The organism is Acinetobacter sp. YH12254, assembly GCF_013417415.1.
In the GTDB taxonomy this organism is placed as follows: Bacteria; Pseudomonadota; Gammaproteobacteria; order Pseudomonadales; family Moraxellaceae; genus Acinetobacter; species Acinetobacter pseudolwoffii.
The window spans coordinates 44,198-69,396 of sequence record NZ_VPEB01000008.1 but is presented as its reverse complement, the minus strand read 5'-3'; the positions used below and the strand labels follow the sequence as shown (position 1 = coordinate 69,396).

General features: G+C 46.3%; 23 protein-coding genes and 1 riboswitch. Of the genes, 14 read left to right on the top strand and 9 right to left on the bottom strand.

Features of this window, described 5'->3' with window-relative positions:
- Positions 1-25: 25 nt before the first annotated feature.
- Positions 26-646, bottom strand: coding sequence for an alpha-ketoglutarate-dependent dioxygenase AlkB (locus FTV29_RS07875; protein WP_180075297.1), 621 nt, complete (start codon positions 644-646; stop codon positions 26-28).
- A 150-nt stretch (positions 647-796) separates the two neighbouring features.
- Here FTV29_RS07875 and FTV29_RS07870 point away from each other — a divergent pair, with 150 nt between their 5' ends.
- Positions 797-2,599: an ABC transporter ATP-binding protein gene (locus FTV29_RS07870; protein ID WP_180075296.1), complete on the top strand. Its 1,803-nt coding sequence runs from the start codon at positions 797-799 to the stop codon at positions 2,597-2,599.
- A 64-nt stretch (positions 2,600-2,663) separates the two neighbouring features.
- On the opposite strand, the gene phoU is transcribed toward FTV29_RS07870, so the two are convergent.
- Both phoU and FTV29_RS07860 read right to left on the bottom strand, forming a co-directional pair.
- Complete coding sequence (gene phoU, locus FTV29_RS07865; RefSeq protein WP_005094412.1) at positions 2,664-3,383, bottom strand: phosphate signaling complex protein PhoU; 720 nt, start codon at positions 3,381-3,383, stop codon at positions 2,664-2,666.
- A gap of 92 nt (positions 3,384-3,475) precedes the next feature.
- On the bottom strand, positions 3,476-4,822 hold the full coding sequence (locus tag FTV29_RS07860; protein ID WP_180075295.1) for a TolC family outer membrane protein: 1,347 nt from the start codon (positions 4,820-4,822) through the stop codon (positions 3,476-3,478).
- A gap of 288 nt (positions 4,823-5,110) precedes the next feature.
- Here FTV29_RS07860 and FTV29_RS07855 point away from each other — a divergent pair, with 288 nt between their 5' ends.
- The 7 genes from FTV29_RS07855 to FTV29_RS07825 all read left to right on the top strand — a co-directional run bounded on the left by FTV29_RS07855 (position 5,111) and on the right by FTV29_RS07825 (position 11,867).
- Positions 5,111-6,142, top strand: coding sequence for a hypothetical protein (locus tag FTV29_RS07855; RefSeq protein WP_074383657.1), 1,032 nt, complete (start codon positions 5,111-5,113; stop codon positions 6,140-6,142).
- A 105-nt stretch (positions 6,143-6,247) separates the two neighbouring features.
- A riboswitch (TPP riboswitch) is annotated at positions 6,248-6,380 on the top strand.
- Positions 6,381-6,468: 88 nt separating this feature from the next.
- On the top strand, positions 6,469-8,364 hold the full coding sequence (gene thiC / locus FTV29_RS07850) for a phosphomethylpyrimidine synthase ThiC (protein WP_180075294.1): 1,896 nt from the start codon (positions 6,469-6,471) through the stop codon (positions 8,362-8,364).
- Positions 8,365-8,440: 76 nt separating this feature from the next.
- Positions 8,441-9,076: an NUDIX domain-containing protein gene (locus FTV29_RS07845; protein WP_100329423.1), complete on the top strand. Its 636-nt coding sequence runs from the start codon at positions 8,441-8,443 to the stop codon at positions 9,074-9,076.
- Complete coding sequence (gene cpdA / locus FTV29_RS07840; protein ID WP_180075293.1) at positions 9,073-9,885, top strand: 3',5'-cyclic-AMP phosphodiesterase; 813 nt, start codon at positions 9,073-9,075, stop codon at positions 9,883-9,885. Before FTV29_RS07845 ends, cpdA begins: the two co-directional genes overlap by 4 nt.
- Positions 9,886-10,099: 214 nt before the next feature.
- On the top strand, positions 10,100-10,627 hold the full coding sequence (gene dksA, locus FTV29_RS07835; RefSeq protein ID WP_005094428.1) for an RNA polymerase-binding protein DksA: 528 nt from the start codon (positions 10,100-10,102) through the stop codon (positions 10,625-10,627).
- 2 nt (positions 10,628-10,629) lie between these two features.
- A complete protein-coding gene (gene gluQRS / locus FTV29_RS07830; RefSeq protein WP_225553535.1) occupies positions 10,630-11,550 on the top strand; it encodes a tRNA glutamyl-Q(34) synthetase GluQRS in 921 nt (306 codons plus the stop codon).
- A gap of 56 nt (positions 11,551-11,606) precedes the next feature.
- The gene (locus tag FTV29_RS07825; protein WP_005094432.1) at positions 11,607-11,867 is read left to right on the top strand and encodes a zinc ribbon domain-containing protein; all 261 of its coding nucleotides are present in this window, start codon (positions 11,607-11,609) and stop codon (positions 11,865-11,867) included.
- Here FTV29_RS07825 and ftsW read toward each other — a convergent pair.
- The 5 genes from ftsW to FTV29_RS07800 form a co-directional block, all read right to left on the bottom strand.
- Positions 11,856-13,052, bottom strand: coding sequence for a putative lipid II flippase FtsW (ftsW, locus tag FTV29_RS07820; protein WP_005094435.1), 1,197 nt, complete (start codon positions 13,050-13,052; stop codon positions 11,856-11,858). The two genes, FTV29_RS07825 and ftsW, sit on opposite strands and share 12 nt — an antisense overlap.
- 20 nt (positions 13,053-13,072) lie before the next feature.
- Entirely contained in the window at positions 13,073-14,419 is a 1,347-nt protein-coding gene (gene murD / locus FTV29_RS07815) for a UDP-N-acetylmuramoyl-L-alanine--D-glutamate ligase (protein ID WP_159516341.1), read from the bottom strand.
- A gap of 161 nt (positions 14,420-14,580) precedes the next feature.
- Positions 14,581-14,832, bottom strand: a complete 252-nt coding sequence (locus tag FTV29_RS07810; protein ID WP_005094438.1) for a DUF6587 family protein — start codon at positions 14,830-14,832, stop codon at positions 14,581-14,583.
- A gap of 56 nt (positions 14,833-14,888) precedes the next feature.
- On the bottom strand, positions 14,889-16,745 hold the full coding sequence (locus FTV29_RS07805) for a ferrous iron transporter B (protein ID WP_005094440.1): 1,857 nt from the start codon (positions 16,743-16,745) through the stop codon (positions 14,889-14,891).
- Positions 16,742-17,002, bottom strand: a complete 261-nt coding sequence (locus FTV29_RS07800) for a FeoA family protein (protein ID WP_004281065.1) — start codon at positions 17,000-17,002, stop codon at positions 16,742-16,744. The genes FTV29_RS07805 and FTV29_RS07800 overlap by 4 nt, the downstream gene beginning before the upstream one ends.
- Positions 17,003-17,177: 175 nt before the next feature.
- Here FTV29_RS07800 and xerD point away from each other — a divergent pair, with 175 nt between their 5' ends.
- From xerD to thrC, 4 genes are all read left to right on the top strand, one after another.
- A complete protein-coding gene (xerD, locus tag FTV29_RS07795) occupies positions 17,178-18,095 on the top strand; it encodes a site-specific tyrosine recombinase XerD (protein ID WP_005094442.1) in 918 nt (305 codons plus the stop codon).
- Between the two features lie 99 nt (positions 18,096-18,194).
- The gene (locus FTV29_RS07790; RefSeq protein WP_100329427.1) at positions 18,195-19,007 is read left to right on the top strand and encodes a DsbC family protein; all 813 of its coding nucleotides are present in this window, start codon (positions 18,195-18,197) and stop codon (positions 19,005-19,007) included.
- Positions 19,008-19,132: 125 nt separating this feature from the next.
- Positions 19,133-20,437: a homoserine dehydrogenase gene (locus FTV29_RS07785; RefSeq protein WP_005094444.1), complete on the top strand. Its 1,305-nt coding sequence runs from the start codon at positions 19,133-19,135 to the stop codon at positions 20,435-20,437.
- A 57-nt stretch (positions 20,438-20,494) separates the two neighbouring features.
- Entirely contained in the window at positions 20,495-21,634 is a 1,140-nt protein-coding gene (thrC, locus tag FTV29_RS07780; RefSeq protein ID WP_005094446.1) for a threonine synthase, read from the top strand.
- A 54-nt stretch (positions 21,635-21,688) separates the two neighbouring features.
- Here thrC and FTV29_RS07775 read toward each other — a convergent pair whose 3' ends face one another.
- The gene (locus tag FTV29_RS07775; protein WP_141667085.1) at positions 21,689-22,756 is read right to left on the bottom strand and encodes a serine hydrolase; all 1,068 of its coding nucleotides are present in this window, start codon (positions 22,754-22,756) and stop codon (positions 21,689-21,691) included.
- Positions 22,757-22,975: 219 nt separating this feature from the next.
- Here FTV29_RS07775 and FTV29_RS07770 point away from each other — a divergent pair, with 219 nt between their 5' ends.
- Together FTV29_RS07770 and FTV29_RS07765 are read left to right on the top strand one after the other, a co-directional pair.
- Positions 22,976-23,611, top strand: coding sequence for a response regulator (locus FTV29_RS07770; RefSeq protein ID WP_005108454.1), 636 nt, complete (start codon positions 22,976-22,978; stop codon positions 23,609-23,611).
- Positions 23,612-23,633: 22 nt separating this feature from the next.
- Positions 23,634-25,199 carry a PAS domain-containing sensor histidine kinase gene (locus FTV29_RS07765; protein WP_180075292.1) on the top strand — a complete coding sequence of 522 codons (1,566 nt, stop codon included), beginning with the start codon at positions 23,634-23,636 and terminating at the stop codon, positions 25,197-25,199.

The window sequence follows — 25,199 nt, the reverse complement described above, 5'->3', positions numbered from 1 at the left end:
GCTTTTTTATGCCTAAAAACATGATTTAAGGATAAAAATAACGAAAGGTCAGGTTAATTCTGGGTGTCAAAACTTTGCTACTTTTACCAATGCTGTGTTTCCAGTACTGCTGGGTCTGGCCGCGCATCACAATCAGTTGGCCACTGTGTAACAGTAACTCGACTTTATCCCCGTGAGTTTTATGTTTAAAACTCATTTTACGGATCGCGCCCAGACTCAGAGAAGCAATGACATTTTCCCGAGAACTTCCTGTATATAAGGCAGGCTCATCATCGCTATGCCAGCCCAAGCCTTGTGAACCATCTTCATATAAATTGGCCAGACAGGAATTAAAGGGATGACCCACCAGCTGTTCAATATGCTGTTTTAAACGCAATAATCCCGGGGGCCACAACTGAGCTTGCTTGAGCGTCCCCGAATAGCGATATTGATAGTGCGCATCGCCATACCAGACCACCTTGCGTGCTGTGATATAGTGCTTGCCGAACAACCGTACTTCATCATGTTGCCAGGCCAACTGGCTCAGAAAATACTGCAAATACTGCTGGCTTTGTGCCTGCTCCAGAATCAGACCATAGTCCTCCACCACCCCATCAAAGGGTAAGATATTCGTTTCAGGTTGGGGCGCAAATAAATCTAAAGTCATCTCAATTAGACCCAGTATCTTACTGAAAATACTGACATTGACTTTGAAAAAGTACAACCGGATTTCACAAATGACTACAAGATTTGCTCTTGTGACTTGTCCTGTTCCTGCCTAAACTGAATTTAACTTTCACAATAAAAATAATCCTTTATGAACTTATGGCAGCTGTTTCAGAAACTTCGTCCTTTTGTTCAGCCCTATCGGGTGCTGGTCATTGCCACGCTGATTTTGACCCTGATCGGATCCTTTACCGCACAGGTCAATGCGCTAACCCTGCAATATGCAGTCGATAGTATCAATGCGCTGCTGGAACAAGGTCAGGGACTGGAGCAGGGCTGGCATATTCTGATTACGATTTCAGCGATCTTGCTCGGTAAAGAGATTATCAATGCCTTTGTCCAGTTCGGCCAGAAGTTTTATGGAGAAAAGCTACGGATTTTTGTTTCTCAGGATCTGGCCCAAGGAATTATTGAAAAATTCTTAAAATATCGTCTGGAATTTTTTAATCAGGAAAATAATCAGGCCGGAAAATTACAGACCCGAATTGATCGTGGTATCGGCTCACTGACCCGTCTGGTACAGATCTTCTTTATTGATATTTTACCGTTATTTACCAGCGCAATTGTGGCTTTGGGCCTAATGTACTATGCCAATATGTATGTTGGTCTGGTGGCCACCGCCATTGTCCCAATCTATTTCTGGCTGACCTATAAACAGGCACAAAAGCTCGGTGGTTGGCGCCGCAGTTTAAGAGATGGCCGCGAGAAAAAGAGTCAAGGTATTCTCAGTATTATTAATTCAATTACCGTGATCAAATCCTTTAACCGGGAAGCGATTGAGTCGGAAAAGCAGCTAGGATTGCAACGCGAACTGACCGACAACCAGATGAAAACCCGTCAGACCAGTTTCCTGTTTGATGGTCTGAAAACATTCCTTGAACAGATCGGCATTGTGCTGATTATTATTCTGACCTCTTATTTTGTGCTGGATGGCCAGATGAGTATCGGCATGATCATGTTTCATGTGCTTCTGTTTAATAATGTCTCCGCCCCGATTCGCTCACTGCACCGGATTTATGATGAAGTGAATGATGCCATGATCTATTCAGAAAGCTTCTTTAAGATTCTGGAAGCGGATCAGGAAATTGAACAAAGTGGTCAACAAAAACCGCAAGTGACTGGTAAATTTGAACTGACTGGGGTGAATTTTTATTATCCGAATGGCCATCATGCCCTGAAAGATATTGAGATGGAAATTCGTCCGAATAAGATCACGGCTTTGGTCGGCTTATCCGGTGCGGGGAAATCTACCCTGATCAGCCTGCTGGATAAGTTTTATGAGCCGCAACAAGGCCAGATCAAACTGGATGGCATTGACCTGAAAGACTATGACACCCAATTTTTGCGTGATCATATTGGTCTGGTGTTGCAGAAAAATCATATTTTTCAAGGCACTATTTTTGAGAATATCCGTTATGGCAAAACTACAGCTTCAATGGACGATGTCATTGAGGCGGCAGAAAAAGCCTCGATTCATGCGCAGATTTTACAGTTACCGGATGGCTATGATAGCGATGCCCTCATGCTGTCTGGCGGACAGCAGCAACGCATTGCCCTGGCGCGGATGTTCCTGAAAAACCCACCGATTATTTTTCTGGATGAACCGACGGCGAGCCTGGATGCCATCGCCACCGAACAGATCAAGCAAAGTCTGGATCAAATCAAGCAAGGCCGTACCGTGATCATCATTTCACATAGCCTGTCGCAAATTATTGACGCGGATTATACCTATGTGATGAAAGAGGGAAGGATTGCCGAACATGGTGAGCACGCTCAGCTTTATCATCAGCAAGGCGTGTATAAGGAAATTTTTGATGCCATGGCCAAGAGCCTGAATATTGAAAAAATCGCCAAGACTTTTGAGGATGATGCCGAGGAAGAAACCCATGGTTAGGGCTTCTTCCAAGCCAATAAAAAAACCTCCGAGCGGGAGGTCTTTTATTGAGAGATAATTGTTTTTAACGCTGAACTTTTTGCTCAATTTCTTCGACGCTGGTATGACGTACGTCAAAACCTTTGACCATATAGATCACCTGTTCAGAAATATTCCGGGCATGGTCGCCAATTCTTTCGAGTGAACGAAGCACCCATAGTACATTGATAACACGACTAATATGTCGCGGATCTTCAATCATATAGGTCATGAGGGTACGTGTTGCTGACTGGTATTCACGGTCGATATCCGCATCTGCCAACATCACTTTCAAGGCCTGATCTACATCCAGACGTGCAAAAGCATCCAGTGCATCATGAATCATCACCCGAACCTGGTTGCCAATATGCCGGGTTTCCATATAACCGCGCGGCGAACTACCCTCTTCGCTCAGGCTTTGTGCAATCCGGCCTATTTTAGACGCTTCATCACCAATACGCTCAAGATCGGTATTGGCCTTGGACATGGCAAGTACCATCCGTAAATCAATCGCAGCAGGATGACGGCGTGCCAGAATCAGGGTCAGTGCTTCATCAATGTCTCTTTCCATCTGATTGACAACATTGTCCTGAAACTGCACATCAATCGCCATGGCGACATCGGTATCCAGTAAGGCATGAATGGCGTTGGCCACCTGCTGTTCCACCAGTCCGCCCATGGTCATGAATTTGGTATTGACGTCCTGCAACTCTTCATTAAATTGCGAAGAAATGTGATGACTTAACACAGGATTATTTGGACACAAGGAAGTCTACTCCTGAAACGGCATATAGCGATGATCAATAATAAAGCACATTAAAGCATATTTATGATGAAAGTTTGATGACAATCGTAGCGTCATCTGGGCTGAGGTGAATCATATTCGATCAGCCAGGCATTCAGCTCTGCCAGCTCCTTTTCGGTCAGCTGCCCGACTGAAGCCTGTAACTGGAGTACATGCAGCAGATAATCATATTTGGCATTCAGATAATCCGTTTTGGCAGAAAAAGCATTGCGCTGGGCCAGCAACACATCGACCATGGTCTTTAAGCCCTCCTGATATTGGGCTCTGGAGGCTTGTGAAACCATTTCCGAAGATTCCATTGCTGCTTTACGCGCATTCAGTTTGGCCTGATCGGTTTCTACCTGCATAAAGGACTGCTTCACATCGGTATTGGCTTTACGGATCGCAGCGTCTAATTGGGCTGCACTTTTTTGTACATTGACCCCAGCCTGACGAATACTTTTCTGGGTACGGCCACCGCTAAATAGGTTCCAGTTGACTTCCACCCCAATCTGGTCGAAATCACCATTGCTGGACATAATCGTTTCTGGTGTCTGTTTCAGATAGCCATAGGTGCCGACCGCTTCAACCTGCGGATAGAGGGCGGCCTGCTCAACCCGCTTGGCATCTTCAGAATAGCGTTTTTGCAGACGGGCTTGCAGAATGTTCAGATTCTGGCTTTGTGCCAAATCTGTCCAGGACTGCATGTCACTTGGAATCGGTTTCTGAAACTGGAAGTCATTGCGTAATACCGCCAGATTTTCTCGGTAAGGCCCGATCAGTTGAGCCAGTTGCTCCTGAGCTAGAACCAGCTGAACTTGGGTCGAAATCCGGTTGGCTTGGGCATTTTGATACTGGGCATTGGCTTCACTGACCTCACTACGTGCCACCAGACCTTCTTTTAGTTTGGCATTCATCATGCGCAGCTGCTCAGATAGAGCCTGTTCTTCCTGCAAATATGCCGTGGTCAAAGACTGCTGACGCAAGACGTTAAAATAGGCTTCTGCCACCTGTAAAATATGCTGCTGTTTTTGCAGACGTAAGTTGACTTCGCTGAGTTCGACCGAAGTTTTGACTTGTTTATAGCCCTGCCAGGCATCCCAGCGGAATAAAGGCTGGCGTGCAGTTAAAGCCACCTGGCGGGTGGTATTACTGGAAGTAATGAAATTAGAAAACTGTGGATCGGCAGGTGCATCAACAGACTGGTTTTTACGGGTGATATTTCCTGAAAGGCTCACGGTCGGCAGTAAATTTCCGCTAGCAATCCCCAGATTGAGCTGATCGGCCTGATATTGCAACAGATTCGCTTGCCAGTTCGGATCGTTTTGCTGGGCGCGCGCATAGGCTTGTTGCAAATCCAGGGCAAAAATCGCCGGACTACTGCACAATAAACCGGCCATGACACTGAGTTTTAGTTTCATTTTATAGTGTTAACCCCTAACAGCCATTCAGATCAAAAATTCTGGCGCTTTAAGCTAAGCCATACTAAAGAGATTTTTTGCATTTTTGCGTATGATTTTTATTAACTTTTTAATATAACTCTCGGGTTTTATCCACGATTAATTCAATTTTCAAGATCTATACCCCCAATGTAACAAAGCAATTCACAATACTAAACATAGTATTTTTATTTGATCTATACAATATATCTCCCAGCAAGGCCGTTATTTTCTGAATTCACCTATACAGAGTCCTGAAACATAGTGTTAATGCCATTCCCGTCGATATTCAAAGCCTGTCTAATTTCCGGCAGTCTGCTGTTTCTGGCAGGCTGTCAGCAGCCGTCGGAACCACAGATCCAGGTCGAACAGACTGAGACCAATCAGAAGCAAAGTCCAGTCAATGACTTTAGCCTGATGTGCAAGAATATTGAAAAAAATATGTCCCAGATTAATGACCAACGCACCACTTTTGCGCTGGAACAGGTTAATCAGGATCTTAAAGTGTGTCTGCCCCTGATGGAATTGGCGGAGCAGAAGCATCTGATGCTGCGTTCTACTGAAATGTATCAGCGCTTTTTAGCCGTCGACCGTACCGAGTTCCAGCAACGCGCCTTTGAACAGTATGCGCTGGAAATGGCCCAGCATCCGACCATTCAGCAAGCCCATTTTCAGCAGCTCACCTCACGTGACCAGTACCTGTTAAAACACAAAGGTCAGGCTTATGTCGAACTGCTGGATCTTGGCGATGGCAACTTACATTATCGTCGTAGTCCGGAATATCTGGCCCGCATTTTTGCGCCTTATTTACCCGACGCTGAAAAAGCCTTTATTGAACATCTGGCTGAACAGAATATGCAGCCGGTACTGGTGGAAAAACGCCTGCAAATTGAAGCAGCTGACATTGCAGCCCGCAGTCTGCTTTGGGAAGATTATCTCAAGACCTATCCTGAGAGCAGCTATAAGCGGGATGCCGAATACCTGCTGAAACAATATACCTATTTTTTGTTTAGAGGCACCGAAGCATCTCCCGTTTCTGAGGATTATCGCGACCGTTATGCAGTCGATACCAGTCATCTGGAAACCATTATTGGTCTATCCAGTGGTCAGAAATCAACGCTTTCGACCCAGGCTCGCCAATTTCTGGAGTTTCTGGACATGAATCCACAACAGCGCCAGCAAGCCTTGCCTGCCGACTATCGAAACCGTTCGGATGCTGAACAGATTCTGTATTATGCCAAGATCAGCCCACCCTCACAAAAATATGATAAAGACTGTTTTATGGATGCATTCTGTATCTAGCTAGAAATATTTGGCTTGAGTCCAGCTTCCCCTGCCTGAAGAGATCATCGCTAAAGTTGAGAGATTTAGACCTGTTTATTCGGCATAAACTGAGCTAAGCTTTAGCCTCGCTTGACGGAGCGCGAGTAATCCCTCGCTGAGATCATGTGATTCCTTTTATCTTTATCAGGAATTGAGCATGGGTACCGTTGAACCTGATCAGGTTAATACCTGCGTAGGAATCAAGCCAGCTAAAAACCCAGCCCCTGCTTTATCTGCTCAGGATAAATCTGTCCGCGTTTTTGGTCGTGCTTGATTCGTTGATGTCATTCATAAGGATCATAGCCATGAACCAGTTAACGAATCTTTCTTCTGAAACTTCTCTCTCCACGCATGAACAGGAAGCACGTGATTTAACGCGCATTCTACCCGCTTCACGTAAAGTCTATCTGCCAGGCTCGCGTCCTGATATTCAGGTGCCGATGCGGGAAATTTCCCTCAGTGAAACCCCGACCGGCTTGGGCGGTGAATATAATCCGCCCTTGATGGTTTATGACACGTCTGGTGTCTATACCGACCCCAATGTGACGATTGACCTGAATAAAGGCCTGCCCAATATCCGTGACAGCTGGATTGAACAGCGTAACGATACGGAAATGCTGGACGATTTAAGCTCTGAATTTGGCCGACAACGTTTACGTGATATCCGTACTGCGGCCATCCGTTTCGCGCATATTCAAAAACCGCGCAAAGCCAAACGCGGCCAGAACATCACCCAGATGCACTATGCCAAACAAGGCATGATTACGCCAGAAATGGAATATATCGCCATTCGTGAAAACCTGCGTCAACTGGAGGGTGTCGATATGCGCCAGCATCCGGGACAAAATTTCGGCGCTAAAAACCTGACTGAAATCACCCCGGAGTTTGTACGGCAGGAAGTCGCTGCCGGCCGCGCGATTATTCCGGCCAATATCAATCATCCGGAACTGGAACCGATGATCATCGGACGCAATTTTCTGGTGAAAATCAATGCCAATATTGGTAACTCGGCTTTGGGTTCTTCGATTGAAGAAGAAGTCTCGAAAATGACCTGGGCGACACGCTGGGGTGCAGATACCATTATGGATCTCTCAACCGGGCAGAACATCCATGAAACCCGGGAATGGATTATCCGCAATTCTCCCGTGCCAATTGGCACCGTACCGATCTATCAGGCCTTGGAAAAAGTCAACGGCGTAGCCGAAGACCTGACCTGGGAAATCTTTAAAGATACCCTGATTGAACAGGCGGAACAGGGCGTGGATTATTTCACCATTCATGCCGGTGTACTTTTAAGATATGTACCGCTCACGGCGAATCGCTTAACCGGCATTGTTTCGCGTGGCGGTTCGATCATGGCACAGTGGTGTCTGGCGCATCATCAGGAAAACTTTCTCTACACCCATTTCGATGACATCTGCGACATTATGAAAGCCTACGATGTGTCTTTCAGCCTCGGCGATGGCCTGCGTCCGGGCTGTGTGCAGGATGCCAATGACGAAGCACAGTTCGCTGAACTGAGAACCTTGGGTGAACTGACCCATCATGCCTGGGAACATGATGTACAGGTAATGATTGAAGGTCCGGGGCATGTCCCAATGCACATGATCAAGGAAAATATGGACCTGCAACTGGAAGTCTGTAAAGAAGCGCCCTTCTATACCCTTGGGCCTTTAACTACGGATATCGCCCCGGGTTATGACCATATTACTTCAGCCATTGGTGCTGCGATGATTGGCTGGTATGGCACTGCCATGCTGTGCTATGTCACCCCGAAAGAGCATCTGGGTTTGCCGAATAAGAAAGATGTCAAAGACGGCATTATTACCTACAAGATTGCAGCACATGCAGCCGATCTGGCCAAAGGGCATCCAGGCGCACAGGCCCGGGACAATGCGCTGTCCAAGGCACGTTTTGAATTCCGCTGGGAAGACCAGTTTAATTTGAGTCTGGATCCGGATACAGCCCGCAGCATGCATGATGAAACCATGCCCAAAGCAGCCCATAAATCTGCACATTTCTGTTCCATGTGTGGACCGAAGTTCTGTTCAATGAAGATTAGCCAGAATGTTCGAGACTATGCCAATCAGCAGGCCAAGCCTGATCAGCCGGCAAGCTCTCAGGCCGAAATTGAAGCAGGTATGGATCAGATGAAAGCCAGCTTCCATAAGTCTGGCCAAAATCTGTACCACAAACTATAAAACTTTAAAAAAAACAGTTGTCTTCAAAAAAAACTCAGATAGGATGAAAATAAATCAATTCATTCTATCTGAGCATATGAATATTATTAAACAGGCCTCTTATAATAAAAAAGACTTTCGCATAGAGGCACGTGAGTTTTTGTACCGGGGATTTATTCAGGTGGAAAAAGTCAGCCTGCGACACCGTTTATTCCAGCAGGACAGCTCGACGCCTATTTTGCAACGTGAGCTGATTCACCGGCCAGAAGCAGCGGGTGTGCTGCTCTATAACCATCAACAGCAGAAATTCGGCCTGATTGAACAGTTTCGGATTGGCGGACTGGACGATGTCGATTCACCGTGGCAACTCGAAGTGATTGCTGGTGTTCTGGATGGCGATGAAGCGCCTGAAGCGTGTATCCGTCGCGAAGCACTCGAAGAATCAGGCTGTACTCTGGATGAGCTACAGCACATTTTCAGCTTCTATCCTTCCGCCGGAGCATGTTCTGAGCTTTTCCATTTATATGTGGCCCAGACCGAATTGCCTGAACAGGGCGGTATTTTTGGCATGCCGGATGAAGGGGAAAATATCCAGCTGCATATTCTGGATTATGCCGATATTCCGTCCTTGCTCACGAATGGTCGCTTAAGAAATGCACCTGTCATTATGGCCTTGCAATGGTTGCAACAACATATTCATACTGCAGGAATATGTCTAAGGGGAAAGACATGAGTTTTCAGCAGTCAAGCACAGACACGCAGCCGGATTGGACCATTATCCAGATTTCTGATACCCATTTGATGGATCGGGAAGAGCTGGAATTTGCCCGGATGAATCCCGAGCAGAGTTTTCATGAGGTGATGCAGCAGATTCAGCAGCGCTTTCGCAAAATGGATGCGCTGATTCATACCGGTGATCTGGCCCAGGTGCCGGTGGAACGAACTTATCAGCGTTATTTAGACTTTATCCAGTCCTTAAACGTGCCGCATTATCAGATTCCGGGTAATCATGATGACACCCGGATCTTTCCGTTTCATCAGAATGCCAATCAGGTACATGCGATTCATTTTGGTAGCTGGACCATGATTTTGTTGAATAGTGCGGTTCAAGGCAAGGTTGATGGCTGGGTGGAACAAGCTCAGCTTGATCAATTGAACCAATTATTGCTTGAGTTTAAGCATCAGCATGTCATCATCGCTTGTCATCATCACCCTTTTGCGATGAAATCGCACTGGATTGATCAGCACCGGCTGAAAAATGCTGAAGATTTAAAAGATGTCCTGGCACGGCACCAGAATATAAAGTTGGTCTTGTTTGGTCATGTGCATCAGGATTCCTGTAATGAATGGCATGGTATCTATTTTTTATCCACGCCATCGACCAGTGTGCAGTTCAAACCTAAAAGCCAGGATTTCGCGCTAGATCAGGCGGCGCCCGGTTATCGTGTATTACATTTGCAACAAAATGGTGAGTTTGATACCTATATTGAACGGGTGGCATTGAGTCAGCAAAATATTAATACTGAAATTTCAGGTTATTAACTTTTCAATTTGTTTTTTTTGCATTACTTTATTGCAACCAAAGGAAATGTGATATGCATAGTCCAGACATCAAAGACTATCAATAAGCATAAAAAGTCTATATGATGACGGCCCCCACAGGAGGATAATCCTTCTACAGGGTGGATAAAAATTGCATATCACCATATTTTTTGCGTAGCAATCAATCATACGCATATGATGAGGAATGCCCTAAATGGCGAATGACAACCAAAATCAAGTCTTAGACAATCAAATTGAAGTTGTAGAAGAGAAAGCTGCAAAGCGCGTACGCAAATCTAAGCCTAAAACGACTGACGGTGGTTCTACTGCTAGCTTATTTGGTATTGAACCTTATCAACCTAAAAAAAATGAAGAATACATGTCTGAAGGTCAGCTTCAGCATTTCCGCCAAATATTGCTGGCCTGGAAAGCCGAGTTGATGTCAGAAGTGGATCGTACGCTGAATACGATGCAAGATGAGAATACTGCCCTGCCTGATGTCAACGATCGTGCCACTCAGGAAGAAGAATTTGCAATTGAGCTGCGTACCCGTGACCGTGAACGTAAACTGATCCGTAAAATCGAACAGTCAATCGAAGCGATCCAGAATGATGACTATGGTTTCTGTGAAACTTGTGGCATCGAAATTGGTTTGCGTCGTTTAGAAGCCCGTCCAACGGCTACTTTATGTATTGACTGCAAAACCCTGGCGGAAATCAAAGAGAAGCAAAATAACGGTTAATGATGCTGTTGAATAATCCTCCCCTAACCCCTCCTTTAAAAAAGGAGGGGGACAATAGGATGGCTTATGTGGGTCGGTTCGCGCCATCGCCAACCGGCCCTTTGCATTTTGGCTCCCTCATTACCGCAGTTGCCAGTTATTGCGATGCCAAAGCCAACCACGGCACATGGCTGGTTCGGGTGGAAGATACCGATATTCCGCGTATTTATCCGGGCAGTGAAGAGCATATTTTGCGTGCCATGGACGCCTTTCAGCTTGAGCCAGACGGCGAAATCATTTTCCAGAAAGACCGTTTAGATATTTATGCAGATGTGATCGAACAATTACGTCAGCAGGGTCTGGTTTATGCCTGTCAATGTACCCGTAAAATGCTCGGTTCCAATCATATCTATCAGGATACCTGCCGTGACCTAGCTCTGGCATTCGACAATCAAGCGATCCGTTTAAAAGTCGAAGATATCGAAATCTGTTTTGAAGATCAATTACAAGGTCGACACTGCTCAAAGCTGAAGAAAGATCTGGGAGACTTTGTCTTAAAACGTCGTGACGGGATTATTAATTATCAGCTGGCGGTAGTGGTCGATGACTATCTGCAAGGCATGACCCATGTGGTACGTGGTGCTGACCTGCTGGACAATACCGAACGGCAAATCTATCTGGGGCAGTTGCTCGGTTATCCGCGTCTGAATTATATGCATCTACCCCTAGCGATGAATGATCAGGGACAAAAACTCTCAAAACAGAATCTGGCCCAAGCACTGGATTTAAGTCAGGCCCCACAACTCTTAAAACAGGCACTTAATGCTTTGCATCAGGCTGAAGTTGATCTGGATACGCCACAACGCATGCTGCAACAGGCGGTTGCGCAATGGAACATTGAACGGATTCCACATACAACAGCGCTACAAGGTTGTTATCAATAAAAACCTGTTTTGGCTTAAGCTAGAATTCTAGAATTAAAATCAGAGAGGAAAAGCAGATGTTTTTTATTTTTGGATTCGGCCCTAAAACCAAAACTATTGAAAAGAGCCAGTTCCTGTGTCCAGTCTGCCGAACCCGTACAGGCTATGAGCTGAAACAGCAACGTCATTATTTTTCTTTGTTTTTTATTCCATTGATTCCACTTTCCAAGCCTAAAACTGCTTTTGTGACCTGTTCCAATTGCGGAACTGCAATGCCGAGCACAGTGCTTGACCATGCTCAGCCGGAGCCCGGGTCCAACTCCAATCTAGAAGCTTGATTCTTCCCGGCTTGGATTGACCTGCCGAGTGGTCGAATCAATTTTCAGCACTAAACTGATCATCACCGCACAGATAATCAATGATGAACCCCCATAACTAATAAATGGCAGGGTCAAACCTTTGGTCGGTAACACGCCCATATTCATACCGGCATTCACCAGAATCTGTAACAGGAAAATGATACAGATCCCATAGGCCAGATAGCCGGCGCGTAGATATTGATGTTGCAAGGCACGATGTCCGATCCGGATACAGCAGACCAGCATGGTAAAAGACAGGATCAGGATGGTCGCAATACCTAAAAAGCCAAATTCCTCACCTAAAATCGCCAGCATAAAATCAGTATGCGCTTCAGGCAGATAAGACATTTTCTGAATGCTGTGCCCCAATCCAACCCCGGCCCACTCACCACGGCCGAAGGCCATTAGTGCATTCGAGAGCTGATAACCGCTACCCAGTGGATCTTCCCATGGATTTGAAAAAGACATCAAACGCTGCAAGCGATAAGGCTCTAATAAAATCGCTGCGGCAAATGCACCGACCAAGGTCATAAAGGCCACACCAAACTGAATCCACGGCGCACCCGCGAGGAAAAACACGCCAAGCATGGTCAAGGTAATTACTACGGTTGCCCCCAAGTCCGGCTCAAGAATAATCAAACCGACGGTCACACCCATAATCGCACTTAAACGAACCAAACCTTTAATATTGTTCCGGACTTCTTCCGCACGGCGTACCACATAGTCCGCGGTAAAAATCGCCATCATCACTTTCGCCACTTCCGAGGCCTGCAAGGTAAATCCGGCCACCCGAATCCAGCGCTTGGAACCATTGACCTCAGTCCCGACCACCAGCACGGCCACCAACAGTACAATGGTAATAATCCACAAAAAGAAGGTGTTATTAAACCAGACCTTTAAGGGAATTTTATAGGTTAGATAGGCGGCTACTGCTGCCACAAAAATCGAAATGCCATGGCGGCTAATATAATGAAAGGCATTTTCATGCATACGTTCAGCATAAGGCATCGAGGCCGATGCCACCATGATCGAACCAATACACAGTAAAGCCAATACACAGAAAATTAGTACATTCCGTGGATTTAGCTCAGCGGGGAGCTTGGGTACCCACTGGCTATAAAATTGGTTTAGTTTATTGATCGTAGTCTGAGCAAACCCAGCCATATCACGAATCCTTGTTATTCTTAATTGAGTTCATTCACATACGCAACAAACTTGCGACCACGCTCAGGATAACCCGAGAACATATCAAAACTTGCGCATGCAGGAGACAATAGCACGACATCATCTGCCTGGGTGTGCTTTTGGCAGATTTCTACGGCCTGCTGCAAACTCTCTGCATGAACCAGCTCAGTCGTGCCCCTAATCGCTGCTTCGATGATCGGACGGTCTTCACCAATCAGCACTGCAATCTTGGCATATTTACTCAATGATTCACGCAAAGCCTTAAAGTCCTGTCCTTTGCCCTGTCCACCGAGAATAATCGCAACTTTGCCACCTTGGGCTTCAATCGCCATACCTAAACCATCGAGTGCCGCCAAGGTTGCACCGATGTTGGTGCCTTTGGAGTCGTTATAATAACGTACGCCCTGCACTGCTTTGACAAATTCGCAGCGATGTTCCAGACCTTTGAAGGTTTTTAAAGTATTTAGCATGCTGTCCAATGGCAAACCAATCGCTTCACCGAGTGCCAGACAAGCCAGGGCATTGGCAACATTATGCGTGCCCTGCATATACATCTCGGTACTTTTTAACAGACGTTCACGACCACGCGCCAACCAGATGCCACCATCGGTATCTTTAAGAATCCCGTACTGGTTCATATCGGGTGCATTCAGGCCAAAACTTTGCATCGGCGTCACATCTGGCACCAAAGGACGGGTCAAAGAATCATCCCGGTTATACACCACTTTTTTCACACCCTGAAAAATCCGGTGCTTGGCGGTGTGATAGCCCATCATATCGCCATGCCGATCCAGATGATCTTCACTCATGTTCAGTACCACCGCCACTTCAGCCGCCAGATTTGAAGTAGTTTCCAGCTGAAAACTGGATAATTCTAAGATATATAACTCAGGATCATCTTTGGTTAAATCCAGTGCAGGACGTCCCAGATTGCCACCGACCGCGACTTTTTTGCCAGCATCGGCTGCCATTAAGCCAATCAAAGTGGTCACTGTACTTTTGGCATTGGAACCGGTAATCGCGACAATGGGCTTATCCGTAGCACGGCGTAAAATCTGGATTTCACTCACCACAGGAATACCCTGCGCCATCGCCGCCTGAATTTCTGGCAATTTTGGATCCAGTCCCGGACTGATCACGATTTCTTCTGCAGAAAGCAACAGCTCGGCATCAAACTGGCCGAAACTGGTCTGGACTTCGGCCGGAATCTGGTCATGTCCCGGGGGGGTGGCTCTAGAATCCGTTACTGCAACGCGGTAGCCCTGGTCATGTAAGAAATTGACTGCTGCAACACCTGATATTCCGAGTCCTGCAACGACTTTTAACCCACCACGTTGTATTAACATTTTCGCCCCATATTTTGGTCTATTTTGAAACTGACGAAATGGTAGCACTTTGCTGTTTTGAATGCCTTTTCTGATTGAGCTTTCTGCATATTTTTTTGTGTCCATGCGTAAAAAAACCGTCATGCTCATGACGGTTTTTAAAATTACAGCCAAAAAGGAACTTATTTCCATTTGACCGCTTGCTGGGCCGGCTTTTCCTGTGCACTTTGCTCCGACACCGGACAGGCACAGTTGCCACCACAGCCTGCAGCCATACCCGGTTGCAGCCATTTGGCCAGACGCGTCCAGCCTTTTGCTGCGCAGGCATCAGACAGCTTCTGGAAGACTGAGTGAGAGGTGTTCGGAAACACCTTTTTAAATACCACCAGCGCACTCCACAGCACCAGTGCCGCCACAATCAGAATTTCAATCATCTCAATCTCCCATGCATATACTCAGGCAAGCTCAACGGGCCGAGGCCAACCTGAGATTAGCCCAAATAATATGAAGCAATTTGATAAGTCAGGAATGACATGAAATATGCCAAGCCAAACAGGTAAACCGTCATGATACTGACCGTTTTCCAGGAACCAGTTTCACGTTTGACTGTCGCCAAAGTTGCCAGACAATGCGGTGCATAAATAAACCACACCAGTAAAGACAGACCTGTCGCCACTGACCAGCCCAGATCACCACCACTACTGATGAGTGAAGAGAGACCTTCGGACATTGCATCGTCATCTACGGCAGACAGTGCATAGACAGTGCCCAATGCAGCAACCACCACTTCACGTGCTGCCATGGCTGGAATCAAGGCAATACAGATCTGCCAGTTAAAACCGAGCGGTGCAAAGATTGGCTGCATCAGATGACCGAGCATACCTGCCAGTGAATAATCAATCGCCGGCAAAGTCGCACCTTCTGGGGGTTGCGGGAAGGTACACAGGAACCAGAGTACAATCGATAAGGCAAAGATGATACCGCCGACCCGCTTCAAGAAGATTTTGCCGCGATCCAGCAAGCCGATCCAGACGTTTTTCAGATCCGGGAAACGGTAGCTTGGCAGCTCCATCAACAGCATGTGCTGGGATTTATCTTTATGGAAAAATTTCAGTACAAAAGACACCGCCAGAGCACTGACAATACCCGCCATATACAGGCCAAATAACACCAGACCTTGCAGGTTCATAAAACCCCAGACAGTTTGCTGTGGAATGAAAGCTGCAATCAGCAAGGCATATACCGGCAAACGTGCTGAACAGGTCATCAGCGGTGCCACAAAAATCGTGGTTAAACGATCTCGCGGATCACTGATGGTACGCGATGCCATGATGCCCGGAATGGCACAGGCAAAGCTGGACAATAACGGAATAAAGGCACGGCCTGACAGGCCCGCTTTAAACATCAGCTTATCGAGCAAGAAGGCTGCTCGTGGTAAATAACCTGATTCTTCCAAGACTAGAATAAAGAAGAACAGAATCAGAATCTGTGGCAGGAATACCACCACCCCGCCGGCACCAGCAATAATCCCGTCCACCACCAGACTATTCAGTAAGGGATGAGCAATATATTCACCGAGGAATTCACCGAGCCAACCAAAGAAGGTTTCGATGCCATCCATAAACGGCGCAGCCCAGGCAAATACCGCCTGGAAAATCACGAACATCATCACAGCCAGGCTGAGTAGACCCAGTACCGGATGTAAAAAAATCCTGTCGAGAAAATCGGTACGTTTGTCTTCCTGATCGACGAAATTGACCACGTCGTTCAGAATGACTTCCACCTGCTGATGCGGGTCACCCTTTAAGCCACTCAGTTCAGTCTGCGGTACCGAGAATTTTCCCTGATCCAGGGCATTCTTCAGGTTTTCAATGCCTGAACTGCGTACCGCTACAGTTTCCACCACGGGCACGCCGAGACGTTCAGACAGCTTCTGGGTATTGATTTGCATCCCACGACGGCGTGCTTCATCCATCATGTTGAGTACAACCAGAATCGGACGCCCCAAAGCAATCATTTCTAGGACCAGACCCAGATGCAGTTTCAGGTTAGTGGCATCTACCACACATAAGAATGCATCCTGCTGCTGTTCTTCTGCGATTTTACCTTGCACCACATTACGGGTGATTTCTTCATCCGGACTGGTCGCATCCAGACTATAAGTTCCTGGCAAATCCAGTACCCGCACCGCTTTGCCTGAAGCAAGCTGAAACGTACCGACTTTACGTTCAACCGTGACCCCCGCATAGTTACCAACTTTTTGGCGTGTTCCGGTTAAATGGTTGAATAATGAAGTTTTACCGCAGTTAGGGTTACCGACAAGGGCAATACGTAATGTATCACTCATGCCGACACCGCCTGTTCGATTTCAATTTTGGCTGCTTCTGATTTACGCAAAGCAAAACGGGTAAATCCAACTTGAATCAAAATGGGATCTCCACCAAAAATACCTTTCGTAATCACCTGTACCTTCGTACCCGGCACAAAGCCTAGAGTTTCCAAACGACTCGCGACGACATCGTGTAGAGCACTTTCACCATCAGTTGTTCGACTCACTTTTCGAATGATGGCAATTTGTTTTGCTTTTAAATCAGACAAACGCACCGTGAAATTCCTGAACTATTTTGTACAGTATACAAACAAATGAGAATAATTAACAAATAAGATTGATTACATGCTGAATTAGTTTTTATATCACATCGACAGTCTGGTGAAATTAAACTACAGTGGAGAATACCTATTAAATTCATCGCTTTTTCAGATCAGATCCTTGCACCCTATGCTGAATAAAAAACCCCGTATTCCCGCCCCGGTTCAAATTCCTGAAGCCTTGAGCTATTTACAGGGTTTTCGTGATTATCTGATTGCGCAAACGGTCAGTCCACACACCCGAAATGCCTATTTATCTGATTTGCTGCAATGTGCAGAATGTCTGAGCAAGCCTTTGCCAGAATGGACCCATGACGATATTTCCGATGTATTGATTGCACTGACCAAACAGCAAAAAAGCCCACGCTCAATTGCCCGCTGTCTGTCAGCCTTGCGTTCATTTTATAAATTTCTGCGTGAACAGAAGCTGCGTAGTGATAATCCGGTGGCAGCGCATAAAACCCCGAAGCTTGGCCGTGCCTTGCCCAAAGATTTGTCTGAAGCCGATGTTGAGGCCTTGATTGATGCCCCCGATATCAATACTGCTTTAGGCCTGCGTGACCGTGCCATGTTTGAAGTGCTGTATGCTTGCGGTTTACGTGTCACTGAACTGATTAACTTACGTCTGGAACTGATTAACTTAAAACAGGGCTATTTACGCATCGTCGGTAAAGGCAATAAAGAACGGCTGGTACCGATGGGACACATGGCCTGTGAATGGGTGGAAAAATATCTGAATGAAGCCCGTCCACAACTGTATAAAACCTCAACCGATTATCTGTTTTTGACTCAGCATGGCGGCATCATGAGCCGGCAAAATTTCTGGTATGCGATTAAACGCTATGCTTTACAGGCCGGGATTGCATCCGAGCTGTCACCGCACACCTTGCGGCATGCCTTTGCGACGCATCTGCTCAATCATGGCGCAGATTTACGTGTGGTACAGATGCTGCTTGGACATAGTGACCTGTCGACCACCCAGATTTATACCCATGTCGCGCAAGTGCGGATGCAGCAGCTGCATGCAGCGCATCATCCACGGGCTTAAAACATCTACATATGGAATAAACTGAGAAGTTTGACGTGTTTGTATTTTTTTTTGTTATGCTAATGCTCTGTTTTTAGTCCAAGAAGAAAAGGGTTATTTATGACATTTGCCCGCTCAAAAGTTTTTATGGCTTGTACACTTGCTGCTGGTTTGGGGCTTAGCGCATGTTCCAATTCCGATAACAACACTAAAAAGCAAGATACACTGACTGCAAGTGCACCAGCAACGGGAGAAGCCTCTACCCTGACCGAACGCAATGCACAACAGCGTCTGGTCTCTACCTTGGAAAAGCATTTCAAAACTGCGGGGATCAGTGCCAAAATTATCGATATTAAAACCACCGAAGTACCGAACCTGTTCTGGGTCAGTCTGGAAGGTATGTCTGCGGTCTATGTCACCAGCGATGGTAAATACCTGATTCAGGGCGACGTGATCCGACTCGGTGATAAACAGCTGCATAATGTCAGTGAAAACCTGCAAGCCGGAATCAACAACAAACTCTTTGCCGAACTGAAAGCAGAAGATCTGCTGATCTATCCGGCCAAAGGCAAGGCCAAGCATGTGGTCTATGTCTTTACCGATGTCAGCTGTCCGTATTGCCATAAATTCCATGAACAAATGGATGAAATGAATAGTAAAGGTATTGAGGTTCGTTATATCGCCTGGCCGCGTGGTGAACAGCATATGCCGGCCATGGAAGCAATCTGGTGTAGTGCTGACCGTCATAGTGCTTTTGATCAGGCCATTGCCGGCGCACAGATTAGTGCAGAGAAATGTGAAAATCCTGTTCAAGATCAATATCACATGGGCCTGAATATGGGCGTCAATGGCACCCCTGCCATTTATAGTTCGGAAGGGGTTTACCTAGGCGGATATCTGTCTAGCGCTGAATTATTGAAGCGACTTAAATAACTCATTTTAATACGTTATTTAACTTTATTTTATACATAAAGATATTCTAAAATGACCCTAGAGTCATGGCGTTTTTTTAGCTATGATCTAGGTTCTCGTAAAAAACTGTTTATTTGGAGTGTGACGTGAAACCAGTTCGTCTGGCTATCCTCGGTCTTGGTACTGTAGGTGGTGGTGCCTTGAAACTATTAAAAGAAAATGCTGCTGAGATTAAACGTCGCACCGGTCGTGAAATTGAAATTACCTATGTAGGCACCCGTCGTCCACGTCCTGATCTGGACCTACCTGCATCAGTGAAACAAAGTGCAGACTTGATGGACATCGTGCGTCAACCTGACGTAGACGTGGTGGTCGAAGTCATGGGCGGGATTCATCCTGCTTTTGAAATTATTATGGAAGCCATGAAACATGGCAAGCATATTGTCACTGCCAACAAGGCGCTATTGGCTGAACATGGGAATGAGCTGTTTAAAGCGGCTGAAGACAACGCCGTGCAGATTGCCTATGAAGCGGCAGTGGCTGGCGGTATTCCCATTATTAAAGTGATTCGTGAAGGTCTGGCGGCCAACAAGATTGAATGGCTGGCGGGCATCATCAATGGTACGGGTAACTTCATTCTCAGCGAAATGCGTGAAAAAGGCCGTACTTTTGAAGACGTACTCAAAGAAGCACAAGAACTCGGATATGCCGAAGCCGATCCAACCTTTGACGTGGAAGGTATTGATGCTGCACATAAGCTGACCATTCTGGCTTCATGTGCCTTTGGTATTCCGCTACAGTTTGACAAAGTCTTTACTGAAGGTATTGGCAAAGTCACTGCACAAGATGTGAAATATGCAGAAGACCTCGGTTTCCGTATCAAGCACCTGGGAATTGCACGCCGCACTGATGCCGGGATTGAACTCCGTGTTCATCCAACCCTGATTCCTGAAGAAGAACTGATTGCCAACGTCAATGGCGTGAAAAACGCCGTACTGGTACAAGCCAATGCGGTTGGCCCAACGCTCTACTACGGCGCAGGTGCGGGTGCAGGCCCAACGGCTTCTGCTGTGGTCGCAGACGTGGTGGATATTGTCCGTGATATCATTTATACCGAAGACGGTGCTGGAACCATTCCGCAACTGGCCTTTGAAGCCCTGACCGATTTACCGATCTTGAGTCGTGAACAAATGACCACCGGCTATTACATCCGTATTAATGCCGAAGATCAAATGGGCGTGCTTGCCGATGTCACCACGATCCTCAGTCGTGCCGGAATCAGTATTGATGCCATCATGCAGCAACCTCGCTTAAAAGACCTTATTCCGATCGTGATTCTGACCGATCCTATCGTCGAATCAAAAATGGATGCAGCGCTCTCACAAATTCAAGCATTACCCGTCATTCATGGCGAAATTGTACGAATTCGTTTAGAATCGCTTGATAATTAATCGGGTTAAGGGGAGTATTTCCCCTTGCCAAGCTCTACACACAATTGGAACATCATCATGTCGAATGCCAATCGTTATACTGGTTTAGTTGACCGCTATCGCGACCGTTTACCAGTGTCTGCAACTACTCGTGCGATCTCTTTGGGTGAGGGTAATACTCCACTGATCAAGCTTGAGAATATTCCACGCATTATTGGTAAAGATGTTGAAATTTATGTGAAGTACGAGGGCTTAAACCCGACTGGTTCATTTAAAGACCGCGGTATGACTATGGCAGTGACCAAAGCCGTTGAAGAAGGCTCTAAAGCCATCATCTGTGCATCCACTGGTAATACTTCTGCTGCTGCGGCTGCATACGCTGCTCGTGCCGGTATCAAAGCATTCGTGCTCATCCCGGAAGGCAAAATTGCCATGGGTAAAATGGCGCAAGCGATGATGTATGGTGCGATCACCATGCAAATTCGTGGTAACTTCGATGACGGCATGCGTCTGGTGAAGGAAGTTGCAGATCAGGCACCGGTAACGATTGTAAACTCAATCAACCCGTACCGCCTGCAGGGTCAAAAAACCATTGCTTACGAGATCGTTGAAGCTTTAGGTCGTGCCCCGGATTACCACTGCCTGCCAGTGGGTAACGCAGGTAATATCACTGCACACTGGATGGGCTATACCGAAGCGGTGGCCAATCAGTCGAAAGAAGAATTTGAGCAAGTGATTTACGATGCTGAAACCGATGCTTTCACTGGTCCTAAACCGGCTGGCTTGCCAATCATGGCAGGTTACCAAGCGTCTGGTGCTGCTCCGTTCCTGCGTGGTGGTCCAGTAGAAAATCCGGAAACTGTTGCAACTGCAATTCGTATTGGTAATCCGCAAAGCTTCAATCATGCCAAAGCTGTCGTTCGTGATTCAAACGGCTGGTTTGATGAACTGACGGATGCTGAGATTCTTGAAGCACAACGTCTGCTGTCGATGTATGAAGGTGTGTTTGTAGAACCTGCATCTGCTGCGTCTGTTGGCGGTGCAATCCGTGATATCAAAGCAGGTAAAATCGCTGAAGGTTCAGTAATCGTATGTACCGTAACCGGTAATGGTCTAAAAGATCCAGATACCGCGATCAAACAATGTGCCGATGCGGTGATGCTGTCTATCGACGCAACCATGGCTCAGGTAAAAGACTCTATTCTGTCGAACATGTAATTTCAGCCAGAATAAAAAACCCTGCATTTGCAGGGTTTTTTATTAGCGCAGAGATTAGATTCGTTTTGGTTGCTGGCTCACCCAGCTCATCAAACGGGTCGCATCATTGGTACGCGCCTGTGAGCTATTTGCACCTAACAGTACCACTGCCACCGGACGGTTATTCAGGGTCGTATGCATCACCACACAGCGCCCTGCTTCATTAATAAAACCGGTTTTAGAAATATTGATATTCCAGCCGCCGTTACGCACCAGTGCATTGGTATTATTCGATTTCAGTACACGATAACCCAAGTTAAAGTCATAGCTTGGTGTGGTCGAGAATTGACGAATCAAACCATATTGAGAAGCGGTATTCACTAAAATACCCAAATCACGTGCTGATGCCACATTTCCAGGGTGTAAGCCGGTTGATTCCATAAAGCGGGATGAATTCATGCCTAAGGCCTTGGCCTTACTGTTCATCGCTGCAATAAATGCACTGCGACCACCTGGATACGTTCGCGCCAAGGCTGCAGCTGCCGGGTTTTCAGACTTCATTAGAGCAAACAATAAAGCTTCGGCACGGTTCATGCTATCGCCAGCACGTAAGGTCGAGCTTGAGCTTTTACAACCTGCGCAAGAGAAATCAGCCTGTTGCAGCGTGATTTTTTCAGACATGTTTAAACGTGCATCGGAAATCACCACAGCTGTCATCAGCTTGGTAATAGATGCAATCGGCAAAGCGGTATTGGTGTTTTTGCTAAACAGCACCTCACCGGTTTGCGCATCCATAACCAATGCAGCACGGGCATTTACAGAGGGTTGATTGCTATAACTGTTTGTATCAAAAATCTGTGTTGTTTTTGCTGGTTGCTGAACACTGACCGACTGCTGGGTGCTCGGTACACTCTGACGCAAGGTCGTGGTCACGGTGGCTGAACCGGGTGGCGAAGGCTCATCAGCAGCCACACGGAAATCATCACTCATCAGCTGATTGACTTCCTCAGAAGACCAACTAATGCTGGATCCGCCCTCTGTCGTGCCAGAATTCATAATGATTTCAGCAAAACTTGTCGCACTCATGCTGACTAACACGGACAGGCCCAATACATGCCTTAAAGACTTGTTTATTTTCTTCACTATTTCTTCACTCAACTAACAGAGGTAAGATTGATTTGCGTATTACCTCTAATATGCCTTACATTTAAACACATTGCAGAACATTTTTTGATCTTGACACTGTGTGATAAGTTTCAGATTTTATCTTGCGAATAGGATTGCTAATTTTGTACTTTCATTGCAAGCTTATTTTGCTTTATGTAACAAAAAAATGATTTTTTTAACAGAGGGAGAGCGTAGGTGATCACAGTTTTAGTTGTGGACGACCATGAATTAGTACGTACTGGAATTTGCAGAATGCTGGAAGACCATGCGGAGGTTCAGGTGATTGGACAGGCTGAATCTGGTGAAGAAGCGATTTCTCTGGTTCGTCAGCATCATCCGAATGTGGTTTTACTGGATGTGAATATGCCGGGCATTGGTGGCGTGGAAACCACGCGCCGCCTGCTTCAGAGTGCCCCTGAAACCAAAGTGCTGGCTGTCAGCGGTCTGGCAGAAGAACCCTATCCTTCGCTGTTATTAAAAGCCGGAGCCAAAGGTTATATTACCAAAGGGGCGCCGATTTCAGAAATGGTTCGCGCCATCAATAAAGTCATGCAAGGCGGTAAATATTTTAGTGCCGACATTGCAGAACAGTTAGCGAGTTCTTACCTTTCTGATACACAGCAATCGCCTTTTGATGCACTGTCAGAACGTGAAATGCAAGTGGCGATGATGGTGGTGAACTGTATCAGCGCTCAGGAGATTGCTGACAAGCTCTTTGTCAGCGTCAAAACCGTAAATACCTATCGTTATCGTATTTTTGAAAAACTGAATATTGATAGTGATGTCAAACTGACGCATCTGGCCATGCGCTATGGGCTGATTAAACCTTAGCCTTTGGCGAGTCGCGCTGCATATGGCACAAAAACCCAATTATTCTGAACTCAATCAGTATCATTTAGGGATCTGGTATAGCGCGTATCGCCTGCTGATCAGCACTGGCCTACTGCTGATTTTTCTGCTGACCTACCCCGAGCTAACCGGCGATTATCAATATCCACAGCTGTATTATTATGCGCTGGGAATCGGTGTTGCCATTAATACAGCGCAGATGTTCGCGCTGAAATGGATCAGACGCCTGATCCAGCCGCAGCTGATTATGATTTTTTTTAGCGATGTCTGCGTCTTAAGTTTACTGACTTTGGCAAGTGACGGGCCTAATCTGCAAATTGGTTTGCTGTTTGTGATTACCATTTTTTCCGCATCGTTATTGCTGGATGCAAAAAAAGCTTTGGTGGTCACCCTGATTGCTGTGATTAGTGTCATATATCAACATTTTATCGGCAGTATTTTTGCATTTTCTTCCTTAAGCAATATCAGTAATAGTGCCTTGCTGGCCTTTTTGTTCTTTGTGGTCTATGGAACCGGGCAAATTGCGGTGCGCCGTTTTCAGATTCTGGAAAACCTGAACTTTTCGCAATCTCTGGAACTTTATCGCTTACAGAATATTAACCGTTATATTCTGGAACAGATCGAAACTGGCTATCTGGTGCTGGATGAAAATTATCATGTGGTCCTGAGCAACCCTGCGGCCTGTACACTGCTCGGGATCGAAGCAAAATTTGCACATGAGAAATTTACCCTCTACCAGTCACAACCAGATTTATTTGAACTGATCCAGTTTGAAACGCTGGAAAATGGCGAGCGTTTTCAGTTTGAATCACAGCAAAGTCGCTATAACATTCATGTACAGGTACAAAAGCTGATTGTGCCGCATCAAACCCTGATGTTATTGGTGTTACAGGATGCAAAAAAACTCAATCAGCAGGTGCAGCAACTTAAACTTGCCGCACTGGGCCAGCTTTCGGCCAGTATTGCGCATGAAATTCGTAATCCATTGGCAGCTATTGTGCAGGCCAATGATTTATACCTTGACTCTGACAGTGAACAACAACAAGTACTTAACCAGATGATTGGCCGACAGGCGACCCGGATTGACCGGATTATTCAGGACACGCTGAATATGGTCAAAAATAAAAAAACCCATCCGGTGCCGATTCATCTCAATGAATTTATCCCGTTATTTATCCAGGAAGATTTGGCCGATATTTGCGATCAGATTCAATTTAATATTGATGTGCCGCTGCTGATTCAGTTCGATGAAGCGCAGTTCCGGCAAGTCCTGATTAACCTGCTTCGCAATGCCATCCGTCACAATTCAGCAGATGCCAATTACATTCAGCTGAATATACATCCCTATGAACATCGGGTCTGGATTGATATCCGGGATTTCGGCTCAGGTGTAGCCATACACGACCAAGCCCTATTATTTCAACCTTTTTTCAGTACCTCGATTAGTGGAACCGGATTAGGACTGTACTTATCACATAGTTTTTGTGAAGCAAATCAGGCACAATTAAACTATATACAACAAGAACAGGGCGCATGCTTTCGCATTAGCTGCCAACGTATTACGGTATAA

What these genes read in the sequence shown, in the direction of transcription:
- FTV29_RS07875 (WP_180075297.1), bottom strand. Translation starts at nt 646, where the DNA reads ATGACTTTAGATTTATTTGCGCCCCAACCTGAAACGAATATCTTACCC.
- FTV29_RS07870 (WP_180075296.1), top strand. Translation starts at nt 797, where the DNA reads ATGAACTTATGGCAGCTGTTTCAGAAACTTCGTCCTTTTGTTCAGCCC.
- FTV29_RS07860 (WP_180075295.1), bottom strand. Translation starts at nt 4,822, where the DNA reads ATGAAACTAAAACTCAGTGTCATGGCCGGTTTATTGTGCAGTAGTCCG.
- FTV29_RS07855 (WP_074383657.1), top strand. Translation starts at nt 5,111, where the DNA reads ATGCCATTCCCGTCGATATTCAAAGCCTGTCTAATTTCCGGCAGTCTG.
- thiC (WP_180075294.1), top strand. Translation starts at nt 6,469, where the DNA reads ATGAACCAGTTAACGAATCTTTCTTCTGAAACTTCTCTCTCCACGCAT.
- FTV29_RS07845 (WP_100329423.1), top strand. Translation starts at nt 8,441, where the DNA reads ATGAATATTATTAAACAGGCCTCTTATAATAAAAAAGACTTTCGCATA.
- cpdA (WP_180075293.1), top strand. Translation starts at nt 9,073, where the DNA reads ATGAGTTTTCAGCAGTCAAGCACAGACACGCAGCCGGATTGGACCATT.
- dksA (WP_005094428.1), top strand. Translation starts at nt 10,100, where the DNA reads ATGGCGAATGACAACCAAAATCAAGTCTTAGACAATCAAATTGAAGTT.
- gluQRS (WP_225553535.1), top strand. Translation starts at nt 10,630, where the DNA reads ATGCTGTTGAATAATCCTCCCCTAACCCCTCCTTTAAAAAAGGAGGGG.
- FTV29_RS07825 (WP_005094432.1), top strand. Translation starts at nt 11,607, where the DNA reads ATGTTTTTTATTTTTGGATTCGGCCCTAAAACCAAAACTATTGAAAAG.
- ftsW (WP_005094435.1), bottom strand. Translation starts at nt 13,052, where the DNA reads ATGGCTGGGTTTGCTCAGACTACGATCAATAAACTAAACCAATTTTAT.
- murD (WP_159516341.1), bottom strand. Translation starts at nt 14,419, where the DNA reads ATGTTAATACAACGTGGTGGGTTAAAAGTCGTTGCAGGACTCGGAATA.
- FTV29_RS07810 (WP_005094438.1), bottom strand. Translation starts at nt 14,832, where the DNA reads ATGATTGAAATTCTGATTGTGGCGGCACTGGTGCTGTGGAGTGCGCTG.
- FTV29_RS07805 (WP_005094440.1), bottom strand. Translation starts at nt 16,745, where the DNA reads ATGAGTGATACATTACGTATTGCCCTTGTCGGTAACCCTAACTGCGGT.
- xerD (WP_005094442.1), top strand. Translation starts at nt 17,178, where the DNA reads ATGCTGAATAAAAAACCCCGTATTCCCGCCCCGGTTCAAATTCCTGAA.
- FTV29_RS07790 (WP_100329427.1), top strand. Translation starts at nt 18,195, where the DNA reads ATGACATTTGCCCGCTCAAAAGTTTTTATGGCTTGTACACTTGCTGCT.
- thrC (WP_005094446.1), top strand. Translation starts at nt 20,495, where the DNA reads ATGTCGAATGCCAATCGTTATACTGGTTTAGTTGACCGCTATCGCGAC.
- FTV29_RS07765 (WP_180075292.1), top strand. Translation starts at nt 23,634, where the DNA reads ATGGCACAAAAACCCAATTATTCTGAACTCAATCAGTATCATTTAGGG.